Raw genomic sequence first — 18,319 nt, 5'->3', positions numbered from 1 at the left:
TCTTCCCAGAACAGGAAGTAACGCTGCGCCATGGGCAGGGTCGCGGACGGCTCGGACCGCACGGCCTCCCCGTCGACGGTGACGGTGTACGTCTCCGGATCGACGGTGATGTCCGGCGTCGCGCCGTTGTGCGGCAGGTCCTTCTTGCGCAGGGTGCGGATGCCGCGGACCGGCAGCGTGCGCTTGCGCAGGCCGAGTTCCCGGGCGACGCCCGCACCGTCGGCGGCCTGGGACACGAAGGTGATGGACGAGTCGTGCACCGCACTGCCCATCGACCCGAACATCGGCCGGACGGTGCGCGGTTGGGGCGTGGGGATCGAGGCGTTCGAGTCACCCATGAGAGCGGACGCGATCTGCCCGCCCTTGATCACCAGCTCGGGCTTCACGCCGAAGAACTTCGGGTCCCACAGCACGAGGTCGGCGAACTTACCCTCTTCCACGCTGCCCACGTATTCGGCGATGCCCTGCGCGAGGGCGGGATTGATCGTGTACTTCGCCACGTAGCGCTTGATCCGCGCGTTGTCGCCGTTCTCGGGGTCGCCGTCGAGCGGGCCACGCTGCCGCTTCATCGAATCGGCCAGCTGCCAGGTGCGGGTGATCACCTCGCCGACCCGGCCCATGGCCTGTGAGTCCGACGAGGTGATCGAGATGATCCCCATGTCATGGAGGACACCTTCGGCGGCAATGGTTTCGGGCCGGATGCGGGAGTCCGCGAACGCCACGTCCTCGGGGATGTCGGGGTTGAGGTGGTGGCACACCATGAGCATGTCCAAGTGCTCGACGATGGTGTTCTGCGTGAACGGCAGCGTCGGATTCGTCGACGCGGGAAGAACGTTCGGGTGCCCGGCGATGGCGATGATGTCCGGCGCGTGGCCGCCGCCCGCGCCCTCCGTGTGGAAGGTGTGGATCACGCGGCCGTCGATCGCGGCCACGGTGTCCTCGAGGAAGCCGCACTCGTTGAGCGTGTCGGTGTGGATCGCCACCTGCACGTCGTACTCGTCGGCCACCGTGAGCGAGTTGTCGATGCACGCGGTGGTGGTGCCCCAGTCCTCGTGGACCTTCACGCCGATCGCGCCCGCCCGGATCTGTTCGGCGATCGGCTCGAGGGTGCCCGCGTGCCCCTTGCCGAGCAGGCCGATGTTCATGGGCACGTCGTCGAGGCCTGCAGCATGCGGGCGATGTGCCACGGGCCGGGAGTCACTGTGGTGGCGTTGGTCCCGGCCGCGGGCCCGGTGCCACCGCCGATCATCGTGGTGACGCCGGAGGTGAGCGCCGTGGCGATCTGATCCGGGCTGATGAAGTGGATGTGGGTATCGATGCCGCCGGCGGTGAGGATCTTCCCCTCTCCCGCAATCACTTCGGTCGCCACGCCGATGATGATCGAGATGCCGTCGGAGATCTGCGGATTGCCCGCCTTGCCGATCGCGAAGATGTGGCCGTCGCGCAGCGCCACGTCCGCCTTCACAATGCCGGTGTGGTCGATGATCAGCACGTTGGTGATCACCGTGTCCGGGATGTCCTGCTCGCGCACCAGGACGCCGTCCTGTCCCATCCCGTCTCGGATCACCTTGCCGCCGCCGAACACCACCTCCTCGCCGTACACGGTGTAGTCCTTCTCGACCGTCGCGAACAGCTCGGTATCCGCTAGGCGCACAGCGTCGCCCACCGTCGGCCCGTACAGGTCCGCGTACTCGCGGCGGGTCAGTTCGAAGCTCATCGCTCTCCCCCGTCTCCTGCCGGGCCAGCCGGCCCGGCACCGTCGAGCGGCCCGTTGACCTTGTTCGCCAGACCGAACACCTCGCGGGCGCCGCCCAGGGCGACCAGGCGCACCGTCTTCGCGTCGCCGGGTTCGAACCGCACGGCCGTGCCGGCGGGAATGTCCAGGCGGAAGCCGTACGCGGCGTTCCGGTCGAACTCGAGCGCTCGGTTGGTCTCGAAGAAGTGGTAGTGCGACCCCACCTGGATCGGCCGATCCCCCCGTTGCGCACACGGACTTCGACGGTGCCGTGGCCGACGTTGCACAGAATCGGCTCGGACGCGAGCCGGTACTCTCCGGGTTTCATGGTGCGCCCCTAGCGGATCGGGTGGTGGACGGTGATCAGCTTGGTGCCGTCCGGGAACGTCGCCTCGACCTGCACGTCGTGGATCATCTCGGCGATGCCGTCCATCACGTCCTCCCGGGTCAGGATCGTGGATCCGTACGCCATCAGATCGGCGACGGTGCGGCCGTCCCGCGCGCCCTCGATCAGCTCGTACGTGATGATCGCGATCGCCTCGGGATAGTTGAGCTTGAGCCCGCGGGCCTGGCGGCGACGCGCCAGGTCCGCGGCCACCACGATGAGCAGCTTCTCCTGCTCGCGGGGCAACAGATGCATGGATCAACTCAAGCCCTCGACCGGCCCATGAGTCAAGCTGATCGACCCGGTCGGCGCGGCCGAAACATGATGTTCACATTCGGGCGAACAGGGCGCTCAGCTCTGCGGCACCTTCACCGCCAGGACCGGGCAGGTCGCGTCCAGCAGGATCCGCTGCGCGGACGAGCCGAACAGCAGCTTGCCGGTCGCGGTGCGGTGCTTGATCCCGATCACGAGGACGGACGCGTCGAGACGGGTGGCGGCGTCCACCACGCCGCCCACCGGGTCCTTCTCGTACTCCTTCGGGAACTCGACGGAGACGGTCAGGCCGCGCGCCTGCGCGTCCGAGACGTCGGGGGCGGCACCGTCGAGCACGAAGACGACGACGGGTTCCCCGGCCCGGCGTTCGGCTTCGCCGTAGGCGGCCCGGAGCGCCGCGGCGCTCTCGGGGTGGTCGAGTGGGCGACGAGAACTGTCATGTCAGACATCCTTACTGGTACGGGAACGGACCACCTGGCGAGCCTTGAGCAGGAGCACCGCGGCGAGGAGGGCGTAGAGCGTGACCGCGATCGGCGACGAAACGAACACCGAGTAGTCGCCGCTGGACGAGAGCAGGGCGTCGCGCATGCTCGTCTCGGCGAGCGGCCCGAGGACCATGCCGATGAGCAGGGGCGCGATCGGGATGTCGTACCGCTTGAACACGAAGGCCAGCAGGCCGATCGCGAGGAACAGCAGCAGGTCGAACATCGTCGGCGAGGTGGCGTAGATGCCGAGCCCGCAGAACACGACGATTCCGCCGTAGAGGTACGGCGCGGGGATCAGCAGCAGCTTCGCCCACAGCTGGGCGAAGGGCATGTTGATCACCAGCAGCACCACCATGGCGATGAAGAAGCTGGCGAGCAGCGCCCACACCAGATCCGGCGAATTGTCGAACAGGAGCGGCCCCGGCTGCAATCCGTACTGCCGGAACGCGGCCAGCATGATCGCGGCGGTCGCCGAGACCGGAAGGCCCAGGGACAGCAGCGCGCCCATCGCCATACCGGTGGTCGAGTTGCCGGCGGCCTCCGGCGCGGCGAGGCCGCGAATCGCGCCTTTGCCGAACATCGGGAACTTCCGACGCCGGTCGAGGCGCCGCTCGACGTCGTAGGCGAGGAACGTCGGGACCTCGGCGCCGCCGACGGGGATCACGCCGAACGGCAGGCCGATCGCGGTGCCGCGGCCCCACGCGGGTAGCGCCTCCGTGAACTCCGCCTTGGAGAGCCACGCGCGCCCCGCCTTCGCCCCGAGCGCCTCCGGCGCGGGGTCACGCCGGAAACGACTCGCCACGATGATGATCTCGCCGAGGGCGAGCATGCCGACTGCGACGGTGACCAGCGAGATCCCGTCGAACAGATTCGCCGAGCCGAACGTGAACCGCTCCGTGCCGGAGATCTCGTCGATGCCCACCGTGGCGAACATCAGGCCGAACACGAGCGAGGCCAGGCCCTTGAGGACCGATTCGGAGACCACGGAAGAGATCGCGCCGAAGGCGAGAAGGGACAGCGCGAAGTACTCCGCCGGCCCGAACTTCGTCGACACGTCCGCCATGAACGGCGCGAGGAAGACGACGAGGATCGAGGCGATCATGCCGCCGATGAACGCGCCTATCGCCGCAGTGGCGAGAGCCTGCGGCGCGCGGCCGGACTTCGCCATCTGGTGGCCCTCGAAGGTCGACGCGATCGACGACGCCTGCCCCGGTGTGTTCATCAGGATGGCCATCGTGGAGTCGCCGAAGAGACCGCCGAAGTAGACGCCGGCGAACAGGATGAACGCGGCGGTCGGGTCGAGGGCGAAGGTCAGCGGCAGCAGCAGCGCCACCGCCATCGAGGAACCGAGGCCCGGCAGGACGCCGACGGCGGTGCCGATCAGGCAGCCGATGACGACCCACATCAGGTTGACCGGGCTCAGCGCGCCGGCGAACCCGCCCAGAAGATTGGTCAGCTGTTCCATGTCACAGTCCTCCGAGGATTCCGGACGGCAGCGGTACGTCGAGCGCGACGCCGAAGACGAGGAAGACGAGGCTCGACATCAGCAATCCCGCTGAGAGATCGAGCAGGGGCCGCTTGCTGTTGAAGGCACGCGTCACGCACCAGAACAGCAGGCCCGCGGCGAGGATCCAGCCGAGCAGATCGAGGAGCACCGCGAAGGCCGCGATGCCGCCGACCAGCCAGGCCACGGAGGTCCAGTCGGTGTACGTCTTGTGCCGAGTCTCGGCGCGGCTCACCTCGTCGGGATTCCGCACGTAGTGCGCGGCGAGGGCGGCCGCGAGCCCGTACCCGGCGACCGCGAGCACCCACGGGAAGAACGTCGGTCCGGGGCTGTCGGACGACTGCTCCTGCATCGTCAGGTTGCCGATCACCACCAGGGTGCTCGCCACCGCCAGGATGCCGGGGACGATGAGCGCGCCGTACCCGCCGCGCTGCACGACGGTGTCCCTGCCGGGGGTGCGTCCGGTTGCTCAGTCATTTGCCCAACTCCTCGTACAGCTGGCGGATGGTTTCGTCCTCCTGGGCGAGGAACGTGGTGAGTTCGTCGCCCTCGAGCCACACCCGGGTCCACTTGTTGATCTTCTCGGCGTCGGCCCAGTCCGAGGTCTGCATCACCTCGTAGAAGACGTCGCGGATGTTCTTCGCATCCGCGTCGGTGATCCCGGGCGGCGCGAACAACGCGCGCCAGTTCGCCAGCGTGACTTCGAATCCCGACTGCACCAGCGTCGGGAGCTCGACGCCCGCCACCGGGTTCTTGGCGGCCATCGCCAGCCCCCGCAGGCGGCCCGACTCGATCTGGTCGACGAGGTCGGCGTAGCCGGAGAACGCGGCGGCGGCGGTGTGCGTGACGAGGGCCTGAGCGACCTCGCCACCACCGGACTTCGGGATGTAGGTGGTGTCCTTCGGCGCGATGCCGGCCGCCTTGGCGAACTGCGCCATCACCAGTTGATCGAAGCTGCCGCCGCCGGTGAACGGCACGCTGTGCGGGTTCGCCTTCCACGCGGCGGCGAGGTCCGCCACCGTCTTGTAGGGCGAGTCCGCGGGGACCACGAGGACGTCGTACTCCTCGAAGATCCGCGCGATCGGTGTGACGTCGTTCAGCGTCACGGCGGATTTCGTCTGTTGGACGCCGGCGAGCAGGCCGGTCCCGCCGACCATCACGACGTCGGCCCGCCCCGCCATCGAGTGCAGCCGGGACAGGCCGATGGTGCCGGCCGCGCCGGGCACGTTGACGACCTGGATGTTGGTGGCGATCTTGTGATCTCGCATGATCGCCTGCGACTCGCGCATCACGAGGTCCCAACCGCCGCCCGCTCCCGCGGGGGCGATCAGCGTCGCCTTGTTGCGGATGTCGGCCGAGAGGCCGCCGCGCTGGAACGAGAATCCCACCGCCGTCGCGATGACGACTACGGCGATGACGCCGTAGATCGCCAGCGCGATCACGTTCCGTTTGCCGGGCGGACGGTCCGCCTCGTTCTGTTCCGCGCTCTCCGTCACGTCCATGACCTCCTGGTCGAGCTGATGTGATGTCAGTCTCACCCAGTCCGTCATATGAGCGTCAGCATTTGGTCAAGGCCCGAAAGGGACAGAACGCGCGAAACGCGCAGAAGTCGAAGCCGGCGCAGGAGCAGTTGCGCCGCAGACGAAACGGCGCGGCAGACGATGTTCCTCGCCTGCCGCGCCGCTCCGGTGTTCGGTGGTCAGTCCGTCTGGATCTCGCTGCGGTCGCCGGACCACAGGGTGTGGAAGGTGCCGGGCTTGTCGACGCGCTTGTAGGTGTGGGCACCGAAGAAGTCGCGCTGGCCCTGGACGAGGGCGGCGGGCAGGCGGTCGACGTTGAGCGAGTCGAAGTAGCTCAGCGCCGTCGCGAAGCCCGGGACCGGGACGGCGGCCTGGGTGGCGGTGATGACCACGCGGCGCCACGCCTCCTCGCCGTCGCGGATCGCCTGCGCGAAATACGGGGCCTCGAGCAGGGTGTTGAGGTTCGGGTTGGCCTCGTAGGCGTCGGCGAGCACGTTGAGGAACTGCGCGCGGATGATGCAGCCGCCGCGCCAGATCTTGGCGACGGCGCCCTTGTCGATGTTCCAGCCGTACTTCTCCGCACCGGCGATGATCGCGTCGAAGCCCTGGGCGTAGGCGACGATCTTGGAGGCGTACAGGGCCTTCGCGACGTCGTCGACGAAGTTCTCGCCCACCTGCGGGGCGGTCGGGCGGGCGATGCCCAGGGCCTGGACGGCGTCGCGCTGGTTGCGCTTGGAGGAGACGGCGCGGGCGAAGACGGCCTCGGCGACGCCGCCGACCGGCACGCCCAGGTCGAGGGCGGTCTGCACCGTCCAGACGCCGGTACCCTTGCTGCCCGCCTGGTCGGCGACGATGTCGACAAAGGGCTTGCCCGTCTCGGCGTCGACGTGCTTGAGGATGTCGATCGTGATCTCGATGAGGTAGCTGTTGAGCGGCCCCTCGTTCCAGGTCTTGAAGATGTCCGAGATCTGCGCGGGCGTGTAGCCGGCGACGTTGCGCAGCAGGTCGTAGGCCTCGCCGATGAGCTCCATATCGGCGTACTCGATGCCGTTGTGGATCATCTTCACGAAGTGACCGGCGCCGTCGGTGCCCACATGCGTCACGCAGGGCTCCCCCTCGGCGACCGCGGCGATCGACGCGAGGATCGGGCCCAGGGTCTCGTACGACTCGGCGGTGCCACCGGGCATGATCGACGGGCCCTTGAGCGCGCCCTCCTCGCCGCCGGAGATGCCGGCGCCGACGAAGTGGATGCCCGTCGGCGCGATCTTCGCCTCGCGGGCGATGGTGTCGTGGAAGTTCGCGTTGCCGCCGTCGACGATGATGTCGCCTGGCTCGAACCGCTCCTTGAGCTGGTCGATCACCGCATCCGTGCCCGCGCCCGCCTGCACCATGATGATCGCCGTGCGCGGCTTGGCGAGGCTCGCGACGAACTCGTCGATGGTGTCGCTGGCAACGAAGTTCGCCTCGGGGTGGTTCTTGACAACCTCGTGGGTCTTCTCCGGCGAGCGGTTGTAGATCGCGACGGTGTTGCCCTCACGGGACGCCAGGTTGCGGGCCAGGTTCGAGCCCATCACTGCCATCCCCACCACTCCGATGTTCGCCTTTGCATCGTTGCTGCTCATCGCTTGTTCGTCCCTCTTCCTCGTGGTGGTTCACACTCGGCCCCTACGTTACGTCCCCACGCCCGACGGTGCCCCACCTTCAGCACCGCTGTCTCACCCCACGGAAACACTGCCGCAGTACCACCCGAACACGCCCACTAGGAAAGCGAGTCGAGTAATACCGACAACGCCTTGCTACGTTCCTATCTCAAAACCCATCGCGGCTACCCGATCCAGAATCCCCACCAACAACTCAGACTGAAATTCGGTGGGCATCTTGGCGGAATCGCAAACAACCCTAAGAGCGCGAACATCCTTCTCGGTCAGCGCCACCCCCTTATTGAGGGCATGCAGACGAACTTCACGCCACTTTGATGCGGGGACGCTCAGAGCTCGAACCTGCGCATCGATTCCTCGATCCATGCTCTGAAGCTTCGCAGCCGACTTCTTCTGTTCGGCACGCACATCAGCACTCACAAGGAGGGCGCGAACTTCGTCCGACAACACATGCTTCACAGCCTGCACTTCCGACCACAATTCCGCCTTCTTTGCCCACTCAGTCACGTTCTGCACCGGCCTATTTGACTTAGTCAACAGCGACCGAACAACGAGACCTATTTTCACAATCTCGTCCAAGATTGACTGATGAACGCCCTGCGAGTCCCATATCGCTCCAAGATCAACATTCTTTCGCCCCGGAAGCTGGCCTACCTCGAAAACAAACTTACCGATTGAATATGCTACAATGTTCGCCAAGTAACCAGGGGTGTACCATTCCGCATGACTGATACCTCGGCGAACCTCATTATAGAGCATCGCCTTCGCCACGAGTTCTTTAAAGAACAACTCATCGAAGCTGTCGGAGTTTCGCTCCCACCTCTTCGACATCATCGCAGCGAACTCAACGAAATTCTTCTGGGCACCCAGACTCACAACGTTAGGCGCCATCTCGAAGCACATGAAGTACTTCGCCGCATCACTCTTCGAGATCACCTGTGAGCGCGGAAATCTCCGCTCAAACTTGCGGCGTTCGACGCCAGTCAACCGTGAACGCTCATTTGCCCATTGTCCACGCGCTCGTTCATAGAACCATCGAGTCTGAACAATGTCACCTTCGCGCGCCGGAACCAATACTCGACGGGAGTGAACTTCCAGTCTTTGATGAACAGGACTATTGGCAAAGAAGTCAACGTCGCTAACGCGATTCTGACTGTTTGCCGATCGAGAAATCTTCGGGACCATCTCATCACTCCGTGCAGAATCCACTATAACCAGCTTCATCTGAACAGCCACATCTGACAGGTCGACCCCTTTCCGATCGCGGCGAGCGTAGAACAAACTAGCAGTCGTCTGCCCCCCGTTCACGATCTGCAGATCGGATATTCTTCGCATCCGCGTGCGGCCCGCTACGTTCGATACAAGTACATTTGTCGCGGTGGCAGTGATACCGTTATTCAGAGCGAGGAACAAGTCCGGTTCCGACATCGCCGTCTGCTGAATCCCCTTGTTTACCTTCCCTCGGGCGCTCAAATAGGAACGAACATTGCTCTCAAGAAGACGACTTCCATAGAGCTCGTACAGATCAGCAATAATATCACCCGGGACCGCAGTCAAGAACGTCCTCACCGCAGCATTTGTCCCCGCTGCTTCTATCGCATCAAGGCCACCAGGAACCCATCGTTCCAAATCGATCGACAAATCGAGTCTCGCGGACGCCGCAGATGCGACATCATGGACACGAGCAATATCCCAGATTGAGAACTCTGAACGAACCGATCCAATCGTCGCGGTGGCGGGCAAATCGATCGAACGGCGAACCTCGCCGTCCGCAATCACCAAGAGAACAAGTCGCGTAATGGTACCACCGCGCATTCTCAACAACTCACCAAGCTGATAAGCGTCAGAACTTTCTTCGTGCGCTGCCGAGAAACGCCCCGACAGACACTCCTCCGCAAATCCCTCAAGTTCGGAGATTGCCTTACGCACGTCAACGACCGAGGTACCGCCCAATACATTCGATCCAGAGTATGCCGCCCTAATCAGTACCACGGACCCGTCGGGATCGTCGGCAAAGTAAGCATCCACGCCAATGCGTCGCCCGCGGGCTCCCACGCCATCGAAATAGCACGCCTCGATGCCGCCGATTTCCATCGCGTCGACCAATATATCGCCTACAGCGCCAACGAACGCCGACCGCATGTAGTCGTTCTCAGCCTCAGCTCTCGCGGCAACCTCTCCGACGAACTCCGCGTAGTACTCATTCAGAGTATTCATTGTTATCCCCTGTGAAGAAGTCGTAGGAAGAGAAAGAACGCCGCCGATAGCAAAAGTCCGGGAGCACCGAAAACTACTGATCGATTCAAGATCTAATTCATAGCTGGCAGAAACTATGGCGCCACTGGTATTCTCGCTTGCAATCCTAGGAAACGGTCCCGTCACAGCATATACATCAGGGCCGGCGACTAAATAGCATGCCTCGATCGCCGGGTCATCCTCATAGACTCCAATAGATCGCAATCGCTGCTCGAACACACTGGCAGATTCTCGCTCATTGAACAAGCTACGAACACGATCTATTTCCTGCTTCAGGGAAGTGCCCGCACCGTCAGCAGCAGGACTGAGCCGGTAGACAACCAAGAACACTTCTGGCACCGAGGCTAGGGAAAGTTGCTCCAAAGAGGAGACAGGGATCGAAGAGCGATCCGTGAGTACCGTCTTCACCTCGAACGCCCGGCGCCCAAGTATGTAATCCTTCGGCCATCCCATCGGACCCCGCCAAGCGTGAACGACATCTGCGGGCGAGTACTCAGAGATCAATTCATCGAAGCCCCAGAGTAGTTCACCGATCAGCCCGCGAACACTCCTATCTGAGAGCCTCCGCCGCGATTCCACAAACAACGCCCTCCAGCGGGCAATCGACCGATCAAGAACACGAATCGCTTGCGCCTCCGTCGAGGTACAAGTCAACTCCTCGACCAGGTCACTCGCTAGGGTGAGAAACTCATGAAGATACTCACGATGCACTAGTATAAAAGCCAGAGTCCACCTACCGTCAGAACTGCGACGCGAGCGCGAAATCTGCACGGCATCCGACAACACACGATCGCCAGGATCGTCGTAAAGGATAAGGAAGAACATCGCGCGGCCCAGGGAATCTGATCCGAACGCAACATGCGCGGTTCCCGCGATTCGCTCGATTCCATGCACATTCGGTGGGCCATCTAAAAGAGCCTTCCACCGTGCAGAAATGCGTTGACTACGACTCGAGGTCGTCATAGTCGTCCCCCGCCAGTGACGGATCCTCGAAGTTCGCGAACCAGCTTCTGATCGCTACACTATTCACAACATAAGTAACATCTTCTTCATCATTAAATTCGATCGACGAACCCGGGAAAGCGACCTTAATAGCGACATCAATAGAGCTCGCCAAATCGCCCCCGGATTTGGACTTACGACGCAATGGATACACCAGAAGAGCGGGGCGAGGAATATGCGCATAGTAGGCATCCTCGCTCGTGGCGTTAGCTGGTTCATCATCAGATGATGCGAACAAGTTGCTAAGATCGTCCTTGCCCGCGAGCCTAGAACTGCGGCCAGAGATTCGAAGATACGACTCACGCTGTTCCATCGCGCGCTCGGCAGTCCTGAACGTCACTCCCCCGTGAGTCTCTTCTGCCCCCCTGCCCCCAATAACTGTCACATCCCAGCTTCGGAGACGCCGGCTACGGGTGCTCCCGACAAATCTCGACATCGAGCCACCTGTAAAGGCCATCTGCGATGAGTGAGCCTGATACTTGTCAAGGAATTCTGCGATGACCTTCTGCGGAATGCCACGCCATATCGGATTTCTTCGCCTCGTCTGCTCTTCGACCGCACCGCAAGACCTGATATCAGACAACAGCGAAATGAACGCCTCATAATTCTGCGCCGACACGTCTTGGTCATCGATCAAACGTGTTATCTCAATATTCCTGCCTGCAAGTGAGATCTGACGAGGTCTTTCCTCCGCCGACCGCATCTTGTTGCGTGCGGTAACCAGGAGTGATCCAGGATGCTTTCGTACCGCCAAACCGAAGTCTTGAGGCGTATAGTTCCGCGCCATCATTTCTCGCAGGTCCGACCTTAGTTCAGCAACAGACGACGCGACAAACACGAAATCGTCGGCGACGCTTTCGTCCATCCACACTCTACATAAATCATCGTATCCGGGCCTGTAGCCAAACCACCGTGCCATCTGTAGCATCGTGTCGGACGCACCGGCCTTCCTGAAGAAGTAGCTGATCGTCAAGCCATCTAATGTCACCCCGCGGCTCAGTACATCGCCGCCTACCGCGACCATCCGATTAGGAGCTTCGCGCGCCTGCTCCCCTAGCGCAATACTCTTATTGCGGTCCGAATTATACAGTCTCGGACGTATATCTCGCACGGCCGACGGAAGCGCCATCAGCACGCTTTCCCAATTCTCGGGACATCCTCCAAAAATCTCGCGAAAGACGCTTCGGAATTCATCAATAACCGAATTCTCTCGACCGCGACCATAAGCCTCCGCATACAGCTCGACCGCGTTCTTCAGATCGAGGATCTCGTTCTCGACAAGGTCAAACACCTGCTTTTGAACATTCTTGAATCGGGATACGTTCACGAGCATGGATCGCGGCTTGCGATCCTTTCGAAGATCTCGGATAGAATTCGCGATGAAGAAGGCGATGAGTGCTCGCCTTAGCGAAAAAGGAAGCTCGTAGACATCCAAACTCGACTTGTGCTTGAATGGGAATATCTCCTCGGCATCATCGATGGCCACTACCACATCGGATGTTCGCCCGTCGGCGGTACCGAACGTTCGCTCAGAGCCGAAGTAGTTGGTCGGTGTCTCAAGAGCGTAGATGAAGTCACGCGGGAACAGATCGTTGTCATTCTCATGATCGATAAATATGTTAGCGAATGGAGTGGCAGTGAAAGCGACGTAGCTACTCGCAGCGAATGAGTCTAAGATCTTTCGGATAGACTCGTTGATAACAGTCGGGTCCTCCTCTTCCCGAGTGTTAACCGACGCGTAGTCAGATTCATCATCCAGGACAATCACTGGAAGATCGATTCGCCCATTCTGTCCAACCTGTTTGTTGAGCCACGAAAGGAGCGCACCGAGGACCGAACGATTCTTCTTTAGGACGAACACCCAAGGGCTGTTCTCGGCGGCCCGGACGCCGAAATTGGTTCCTTCATCGCTCGATCGTGTGAAACCTGACTTAGGTCAAATTAGTGCGCAAGGATTGCGTTGATCGCGTCCTGTAGTTCCGCGGGGACGGGGTCGGCGGCGGTGATGCTCTGTGGACCTGCCTGGATTTCGATGGTGCGGTAGCGGCGGGCGGTGGTGACGAACTTCTTGATTGACCATCCGGCCCGCCCCTCGACGAGCCTGGTGATCGCGAGGGCGGCGAAGACGATGGTCAGGTGCGCGTCGATGCTCTCGCGGAGGCGGTGGTAGATCGGGCGGGCGGCGAGATCACTTTTGGTCATCCGGAAGCTCTTCTCGATCCGCCACAGCTGGTGGTAGGAGCCGATCACGAACTCCGGTGTCGGGGCGTCGATGTTGGTGACGTACGCCTTCCATCCCGCGACGGCTCGGTTGCGGGCTTCGAGGTCACGGTTGACGCTCTTCTTCGCGTCCTTGATGGTGACGAACCGGTTCCGCTTGATCGGGATCTTTCCGTCAACAGCCCTCTGCGCCTTGATGATCTGCTCGTCGATACCCTTCAATGTCCGGCGGGCCCGGGCGGCCCGGTACTGGTAGTAGACAACGTGATCGCGGCGTTTGTCCGTCGGGCCGGCGGGCATCGGCTGGATGAGCACGAGTTGGTCATCGGGTTCCTGCCCGGGATGCCGTTTGCGCCAGTCGTCGATGATCCACGGCACGCTCGCGCCGAGGCGTTCGCCGATGATGAACCGCAACCCGGCGGCTTCGAGGGCCTGCTTGTTCGCCGCGGAGACCATCCCGGCGTCAGCGACCACCGTGACCTGCCCCGATTCGAGGTGGTGGGCGGCGGTGAACGCGGCAATCGTCGGCAGCATCGTGGTGGTCTCCGCCCGATTGCCCTCGAACGCTTCGATCTGCAACGGGAACCCCGACGGATCGGTCAACAAGCCCACAGTGATCTGCGGCTCAAGGCGGCGTTCCTTGGAGAAACCGGGCCTGCGGAACTCGTCCTCGGTGTCGGTTTCGAAGTAGAGCGTGGTCACATCGTAGAGCAACAACGTCGCCGGCCCGATTCCGGCGTGGTCGGCGCACGCGGCTGATAGTGCTTGCCGCCAAGCCGGTTTCGCATACACGGGCAGCCGCCGGGTGATCGTGCGATAGGACTGCGCCACGCGGCCGACCTCATCGAGCACCCGCAGCGAATCGAGTTTGCTCGTCGGTTCGATGATCCGGGCGAGCACCAGATCCCGGAACACAGCATCGCCGCCGGTCGCGGTATCGAATCCGAGCCGCCGGTAGGCGCCGTCGAGGGCATCCCACAGGACGGCCATCCGCGAGGCGGTGATCGGCAACGGACCCACCTGCGGCGCCTCGCCGATACCCAGATCCAACATGGTCTGACCTGCTGCGATCTTCTCCTCACCAGCAGCGCGCAGCGCGGCGAGCTGCTGCTCGTCATGCGCGGACCCCAGATGTTCAATCTTGCGGGACCCGCGGGTCGAGGACCAGACGATCTGCACCGCCGTCGCCCCCGACGCGGTCTTCACCGTCCTCACGTACGCCACCCCAGCAGCCTACGAACCCCACAATTTAGTGCGCAGATCCGCACCAACACGACACGATCACCGCAGCTCACCGCGGTGCATGCACGCGCATGTCCGAATCGTGTCCTAAGTCAGGTCCAACCTGTTTGTTGAGCCACGAAAGGAGCGCACCGAGGACCGAACGATTCTTCTTTAGGACGAACACCCAAGGGCTGTTCTCGGCGGCCCGGACGCCGAAATTGGTTCCTTCATCGCTCGATCGTGTGAAATCTTTAGTCACAGTGGTCATCCCGAACGCCGGAGGAAGGTCCGGGTTCACCGTTCCGACGCCAATATGTCTTGACTGGACCTTCACCCCTGGCCGTTGCAGCAACGTCGACGAGTCACGTCCGATAATTCCGCTGTCAACCCGCTCCTGCGTCTGCTGTCGGAGTGATTCAGTGTTTCCTGCCAGCACAATGACAATCCTGTAGCCGCAGTCGATCGCCTTATTCAGCAACCCCAGATAGGTCGCTGTCTTTCCGGACTGGACATCGCCCAAGACAAGGCCTCTTCGAGCCCATGAACCTTCACGGGTCGGATCGCCTGCCAAGTCGAGAATCGCGTCAGTCGACTCATCGAGTCGATCTAGAACTTTCAGTCCCATACCTGATGATCCTGCGAGATAGGTCTTGTACGCCAACCAACGTGACCAGTCAATTGATTGTTTGGCGTTGACAAGCCACGGTTCGTAATCATCTGTCCGGAGCACCGTCCCTACCTCGACCTCGACTCGATGTCTGTTGATCAAGGTAAGTAGCAACTCTTCAAGGTCTGAATCAGCTAGGTCCGGCGCGATAGTTGGCCGCATCCCGCACACCAAGTCTCGTATCGATTCCTCCGCAAAAGGTTCGGGCGTGTACTGCAGAACTAGCGAAACTGCCTGGTCCAGTCTCGCGACCACGTCGTCATGCGAAATGTTGCTGTTCACCGTGCTACATCCTCCACGATCTTAGATATATCGTCACGTCCCGCGAACGGTTCGGTCAGTTTCAGAATTGAAGTGATCGCCGCTATTCTTTGCGCCCCAGTGACTCCGCCCATATTGTCCCATATCGCTCGAGCAGTGTTCACCAATTCCAGATACTCCACTCTGGTCGATGGTGTCATTTCGTCTCTGACTCGGCCTGCCGCCTCATAGATCGGAAAGGTAGACTCGATGAGCCGAAGGAGGCTTTCTGTTCCTGAAGGGTCGCGAGCGAGCGCATCGGCGAGCGTCGGATGCCGGCGATTCACTTGGTATCGAAATTCGGATCGTTCACTAATCATTGTCCAGACTCGCTCTACACCATCGTTTCTATCAATCGATCTGCCCCGGTACGAGTGCGCGTCTCTGCTTGGCTTCGCCATTCTATCGACGATCCGCTTGAGTTGACTTTTCACCTCAGGAGGAGGCGCAGCCACCGCCTTCTTGATATCAAGGCTCCACAGGTGGTCTAGGGAGTTTGGAATGTCTACAACCACTCGCGTTAGACGGGTGTGCTCATCCTTCTTGATCATTCTAAACCAAGTAGCCCATATTACGAGTCTGTCGTTGCGATAGATGTAGAATCCTTGGTCATCTTTGAACGACGCACCAATTGAAGCCAACTGACGGTCTTCACGGGTCATCTTGTTCAGGAATGGCAGCGTATAGGCTTGGACCCGCACGCGAGAATTGCCGGTGCTGATATATTCCTCAGGACCTTTTTGAGTTCCCGGCCTGTTTGCCAAGAACGGGTCTACTCGATCAATGGACCGCCCGTTGACAGTAATTCGGATTCCGCGTTTCTCAATGATCCTGTGGAACACGAGGGCTATGTGCCGACGGACCCGAACTAGATCTTCGTTCAGTAGGCGCGCTGTGGTTCCCTTTTTCCCAGCCAGCACGTCCAGCTTCCGCCATATCACCATAGTCCCGTGTTGGTTCGCGTCTAAACTGGCGACTCCTGGGACTCCTTGAATCTCCGCCTCGTCAAGTTGGATTAGGCTCCATCTTCCAGTCTCGGCGAGGTGATCTAGATCCCAAGCGAATCCAACCAGTTGCCCGAACTTGGTCTTCGATACGACGGTAAGATGGCGACACTGCGAGAACGATGCGGTCTTCAGCCCGAGCCCAAATCGTCCGAGGTCGGTACTGGCGCGCCCCGCTAACGGGCTGTCACCAGCCAGAGTCATCGCCTTGATGACTGCATCAGCATCCATACCAATTCCATCATCTAGAATGGTCAATGCTTCCGGCCTCTCACTATCGAACTCTAGCTCGATTTGTGTGGCGCTTGCCGAAATGGAGTTGTCGATGATATCCGCGATCGCTGTTTCTACGCTGTATCCGATGGAGCGCATCGATTCTAACAGCTGGGGATCCGGTGGAGCGCTTATCTCGCTAGTCATGATAGGTCTTCCATCAGGTATCTGTCTGATCCAAAATCTGACATATGGTTGCACAATCAAGGTCTCGAATTGCACACATTCGTAGCGCCGCCTCTGACCCGACTGATACTAGTTGCGCGAGTGCTACTTTGACGTCGCTGTTCATTCCCTGATTACCCTCGGGAAGACGCATCAGGCTGACTACAGCCGACTTGACGCTACTATTTAGAACAAGTTGCGGTTCGCCGCATAATAGCTGCATTAGCCGTTTCTGAGCAGGGCTTAGATGCTCTATCAGTTCGTCGCTGGTGTACTGCAACCACTCTATTAGGGTGCCAATTTGCTTCCTCTTGACGTTGGAGGTGCTGGAGGCAAGTATGTCCTCCAGCAGATTTCTGTTCATGCCCTCTGCGCATTTCACAGGCTCCATCAATAATCTCGCCGTGCTTTCACCACAACGGTGCACCTCCAGATATGACGCTATAAATGCTGCGGTGGGCGTCATAGCTGGTCCAGTACAGCCACCAGACGGCTCGGCGACGCTGAACGGCGCGGTTCTTTAGCGCCTGGCGGATAATTGGTACTCTGTCGAGTTCCCGCTTTCCCGGTCTCTCAGCGATCGCGGATGCGACTGCCGCTCCGAGAAATGGGGGAACCGCGTTGCCAATTTGACGGAATGCGTCACTCCTAGTCCCGGCGAATCGAAATTTGTCAGGGAAGGTTTGGATACGCGCTGATTCGCGTACCGTCAAAGTTCTGTGCTCCCGAGGATGTATATACCAATACCCATCCTTAGCAATGTGTGCGGTGATTGTGCGACTTAGTCCGTGCCAATCTAGCCTCTTGTACTTGTCATCGAAAGTGTCTGCACGATACCTGCGCAGTCGCTCAGGTAGATCCGAATAGAGGGTGGTCGAGTCCATCAGTTCGAATGCTTCTCGGTCGTCGCTTCGCACCGGTCGAGTGATGTGATCGTAAACGACGCTCGGCTTTGTGCCATCCCGGAGGATTTTCGCTATTGAGCTACTGCTATCGGCATCGTACTGCATTTCTCGTTTCCCTGTGGTGCCCATGAGGTTTGGTAGATCCCCGATGGCGTCGCCAACAGTGGTAATGACACTACTCTGCTCGGGCCAAGAATTATTCTTTCCGTCGTTTCTCGCCTGGAGGATGAACCTCTTTCTATGTTGAGGCACCCCGTAGTGCCACGCGTCGAGTAGCCTGTAGTCGACTGCATATCCGGTTGCCTCGAGAATTCCCGCGATGGTTCGAATTACTACAAGATCGTCGCCAATTGCCATATCTGGCACGTTTTCCATTATGATCGCGCGCGGTCGTACTGCGCGCGCGACGTCGATGAAGGAGCGCCACAGTTCTTTCCGCTCGTCGATTGGAGATCTGGTGCCGGTGGCCACAAGGTGCTTAATCTTCGATCGACCGGCACGGCTAAACGGTTGACATGGAGGCCCTCCGACAATCAAGTCTACTGGAATACCCTTGAGTGATTTTATGATTCTTGACACTTGCGCTCGCTGGGACATGTCGATGTTTAGTGCAAGGCCGCGAAAATTGGCGCGGTGAGTCTCTATCGACTTCTGATCGTTGTCGACGGCAGCAATGACGGTCCAACCAGCCATTTCTACGCCGAGCCCTAACCCGCCTGCTCCTGAAAATAGATCGATCGCGA

12 protein-coding genes and 2 pseudogenes are annotated in these 18,319 nt (G+C 60.8%); all 14 read right to left on the bottom strand.

The features are described 5' to 3' along the window. Positions 1-8: 8 nt before the first annotated feature. Positions 9-1,717 (bottom strand): annotated as a pseudogene (gene ureC / locus MTP03_RS08255) (urease subunit alpha); the annotation flags it as partial. Beyond that, a pseudogene (locus MTP03_RS08250) lies at positions 1,714-2,063 on the bottom strand (urease subunit beta). The pseudogenes ureC and MTP03_RS08250, both read right to left, overlap by 4 nt. Positions 2,064-2,072: 9 nt before the next feature. Continuing rightward, the gene (locus MTP03_RS08245; protein ID WP_248491542.1) at positions 2,073-2,375 is read right to left on the bottom strand and encodes an urease subunit gamma; all 303 of its coding nucleotides are present in this window, start codon (positions 2,373-2,375) and stop codon (positions 2,073-2,075) included. A gap of 96 nt (positions 2,376-2,471) precedes the next feature. After that, the gene (locus MTP03_RS08240) at positions 2,472-2,729 is read right to left on the bottom strand and encodes a universal stress protein (RefSeq protein WP_248491541.1); all 258 of its coding nucleotides are present in this window, start codon (positions 2,727-2,729) and stop codon (positions 2,472-2,474) included. 105 nt (positions 2,730-2,834) lie between these two features. Continuing rightward, positions 2,835-4,343: a tripartite tricarboxylate transporter permease gene (locus tag MTP03_RS08235; protein WP_248491540.1), complete on the bottom strand. Its 1,509-nt coding sequence runs from the start codon at positions 4,341-4,343 to the stop codon at positions 2,835-2,837. Position 4,344: 1 nt separating this feature from the next. Continuing rightward, positions 4,345-4,818, bottom strand: coding sequence for a tripartite tricarboxylate transporter TctB family protein (locus MTP03_RS08230; protein WP_248491539.1), 474 nt, complete (start codon positions 4,816-4,818; stop codon positions 4,345-4,347). Between the two features lie 37 nt (positions 4,819-4,855). Further along, complete coding sequence (locus tag MTP03_RS08225) at positions 4,856-5,920, bottom strand: tripartite tricarboxylate transporter substrate binding protein (protein ID WP_248491538.1); 1,065 nt, start codon at positions 5,918-5,920, stop codon at positions 4,856-4,858. A 161-nt stretch (positions 5,921-6,081) separates the two neighbouring features. Continuing rightward, positions 6,082-7,524, bottom strand: coding sequence for an NADP-dependent phosphogluconate dehydrogenase (gene gndA / locus MTP03_RS08220; RefSeq protein WP_248491537.1), 1,443 nt, complete (start codon positions 7,522-7,524; stop codon positions 6,082-6,084). A 174-nt stretch (positions 7,525-7,698) separates the two neighbouring features. Continuing rightward, entirely contained in the window at positions 7,699-10,710 is a 3,012-nt protein-coding gene (locus MTP03_RS08215) for an AIPR family protein (protein WP_248491536.1), read from the bottom strand. A gap of 49 nt (positions 10,711-10,759) precedes the next feature. Beyond that, positions 10,760-12,586 (bottom strand): Z1 domain-containing protein, encoded by a 1,827-nt coding sequence (locus MTP03_RS08210; protein WP_248491535.1) that lies wholly within the window; start codon positions 12,584-12,586, stop codon positions 10,760-10,762. A gap of 173 nt (positions 12,587-12,759) precedes the next feature. Further along, entirely contained in the window at positions 12,760-14,217 is a 1,458-nt protein-coding gene (locus MTP03_RS08205; protein ID WP_248492090.1) for an IS1634 family transposase, read from the bottom strand. A gap of 112 nt (positions 14,218-14,329) precedes the next feature. Further along, positions 14,330-15,211 (bottom strand): hypothetical protein, encoded by an 882-nt coding sequence (locus MTP03_RS08200; RefSeq protein ID WP_248491534.1) that lies wholly within the window; start codon positions 15,209-15,211, stop codon positions 14,330-14,332. Then, positions 15,208-16,605 carry an ATP-binding protein gene (locus tag MTP03_RS08195; protein WP_248491533.1) on the bottom strand — a complete coding sequence of 466 codons (1,398 nt, stop codon included), beginning with the start codon at positions 16,603-16,605 and terminating at the stop codon, positions 15,208-15,210. Before MTP03_RS08195 ends, MTP03_RS08200 begins: the two co-directional genes overlap by 4 nt. A 476-nt stretch (positions 16,606-17,081) precedes the next feature. Continuing rightward, positions 17,082-18,269: a DNA cytosine methyltransferase gene (locus tag MTP03_RS08190; protein ID WP_248492089.1), complete on the bottom strand. Its 1,188-nt coding sequence runs from the start codon at positions 18,267-18,269 to the stop codon at positions 17,082-17,084. Positions 18,270-18,319: the final 50 nt, after the last annotated feature.

It is taken from the genome of Tsukamurella sp. PLM1 (assembly GCF_023168325.1).
Taxonomy (GTDB): domain Bacteria; phylum Actinomycetota; class Actinomycetes; order Mycobacteriales; family Mycobacteriaceae; genus Tsukamurella.
The sequence above is the reverse complement of the archived record's forward strand: the minus strand, read 5'-3'. Positions and strand labels throughout refer to the sequence as shown.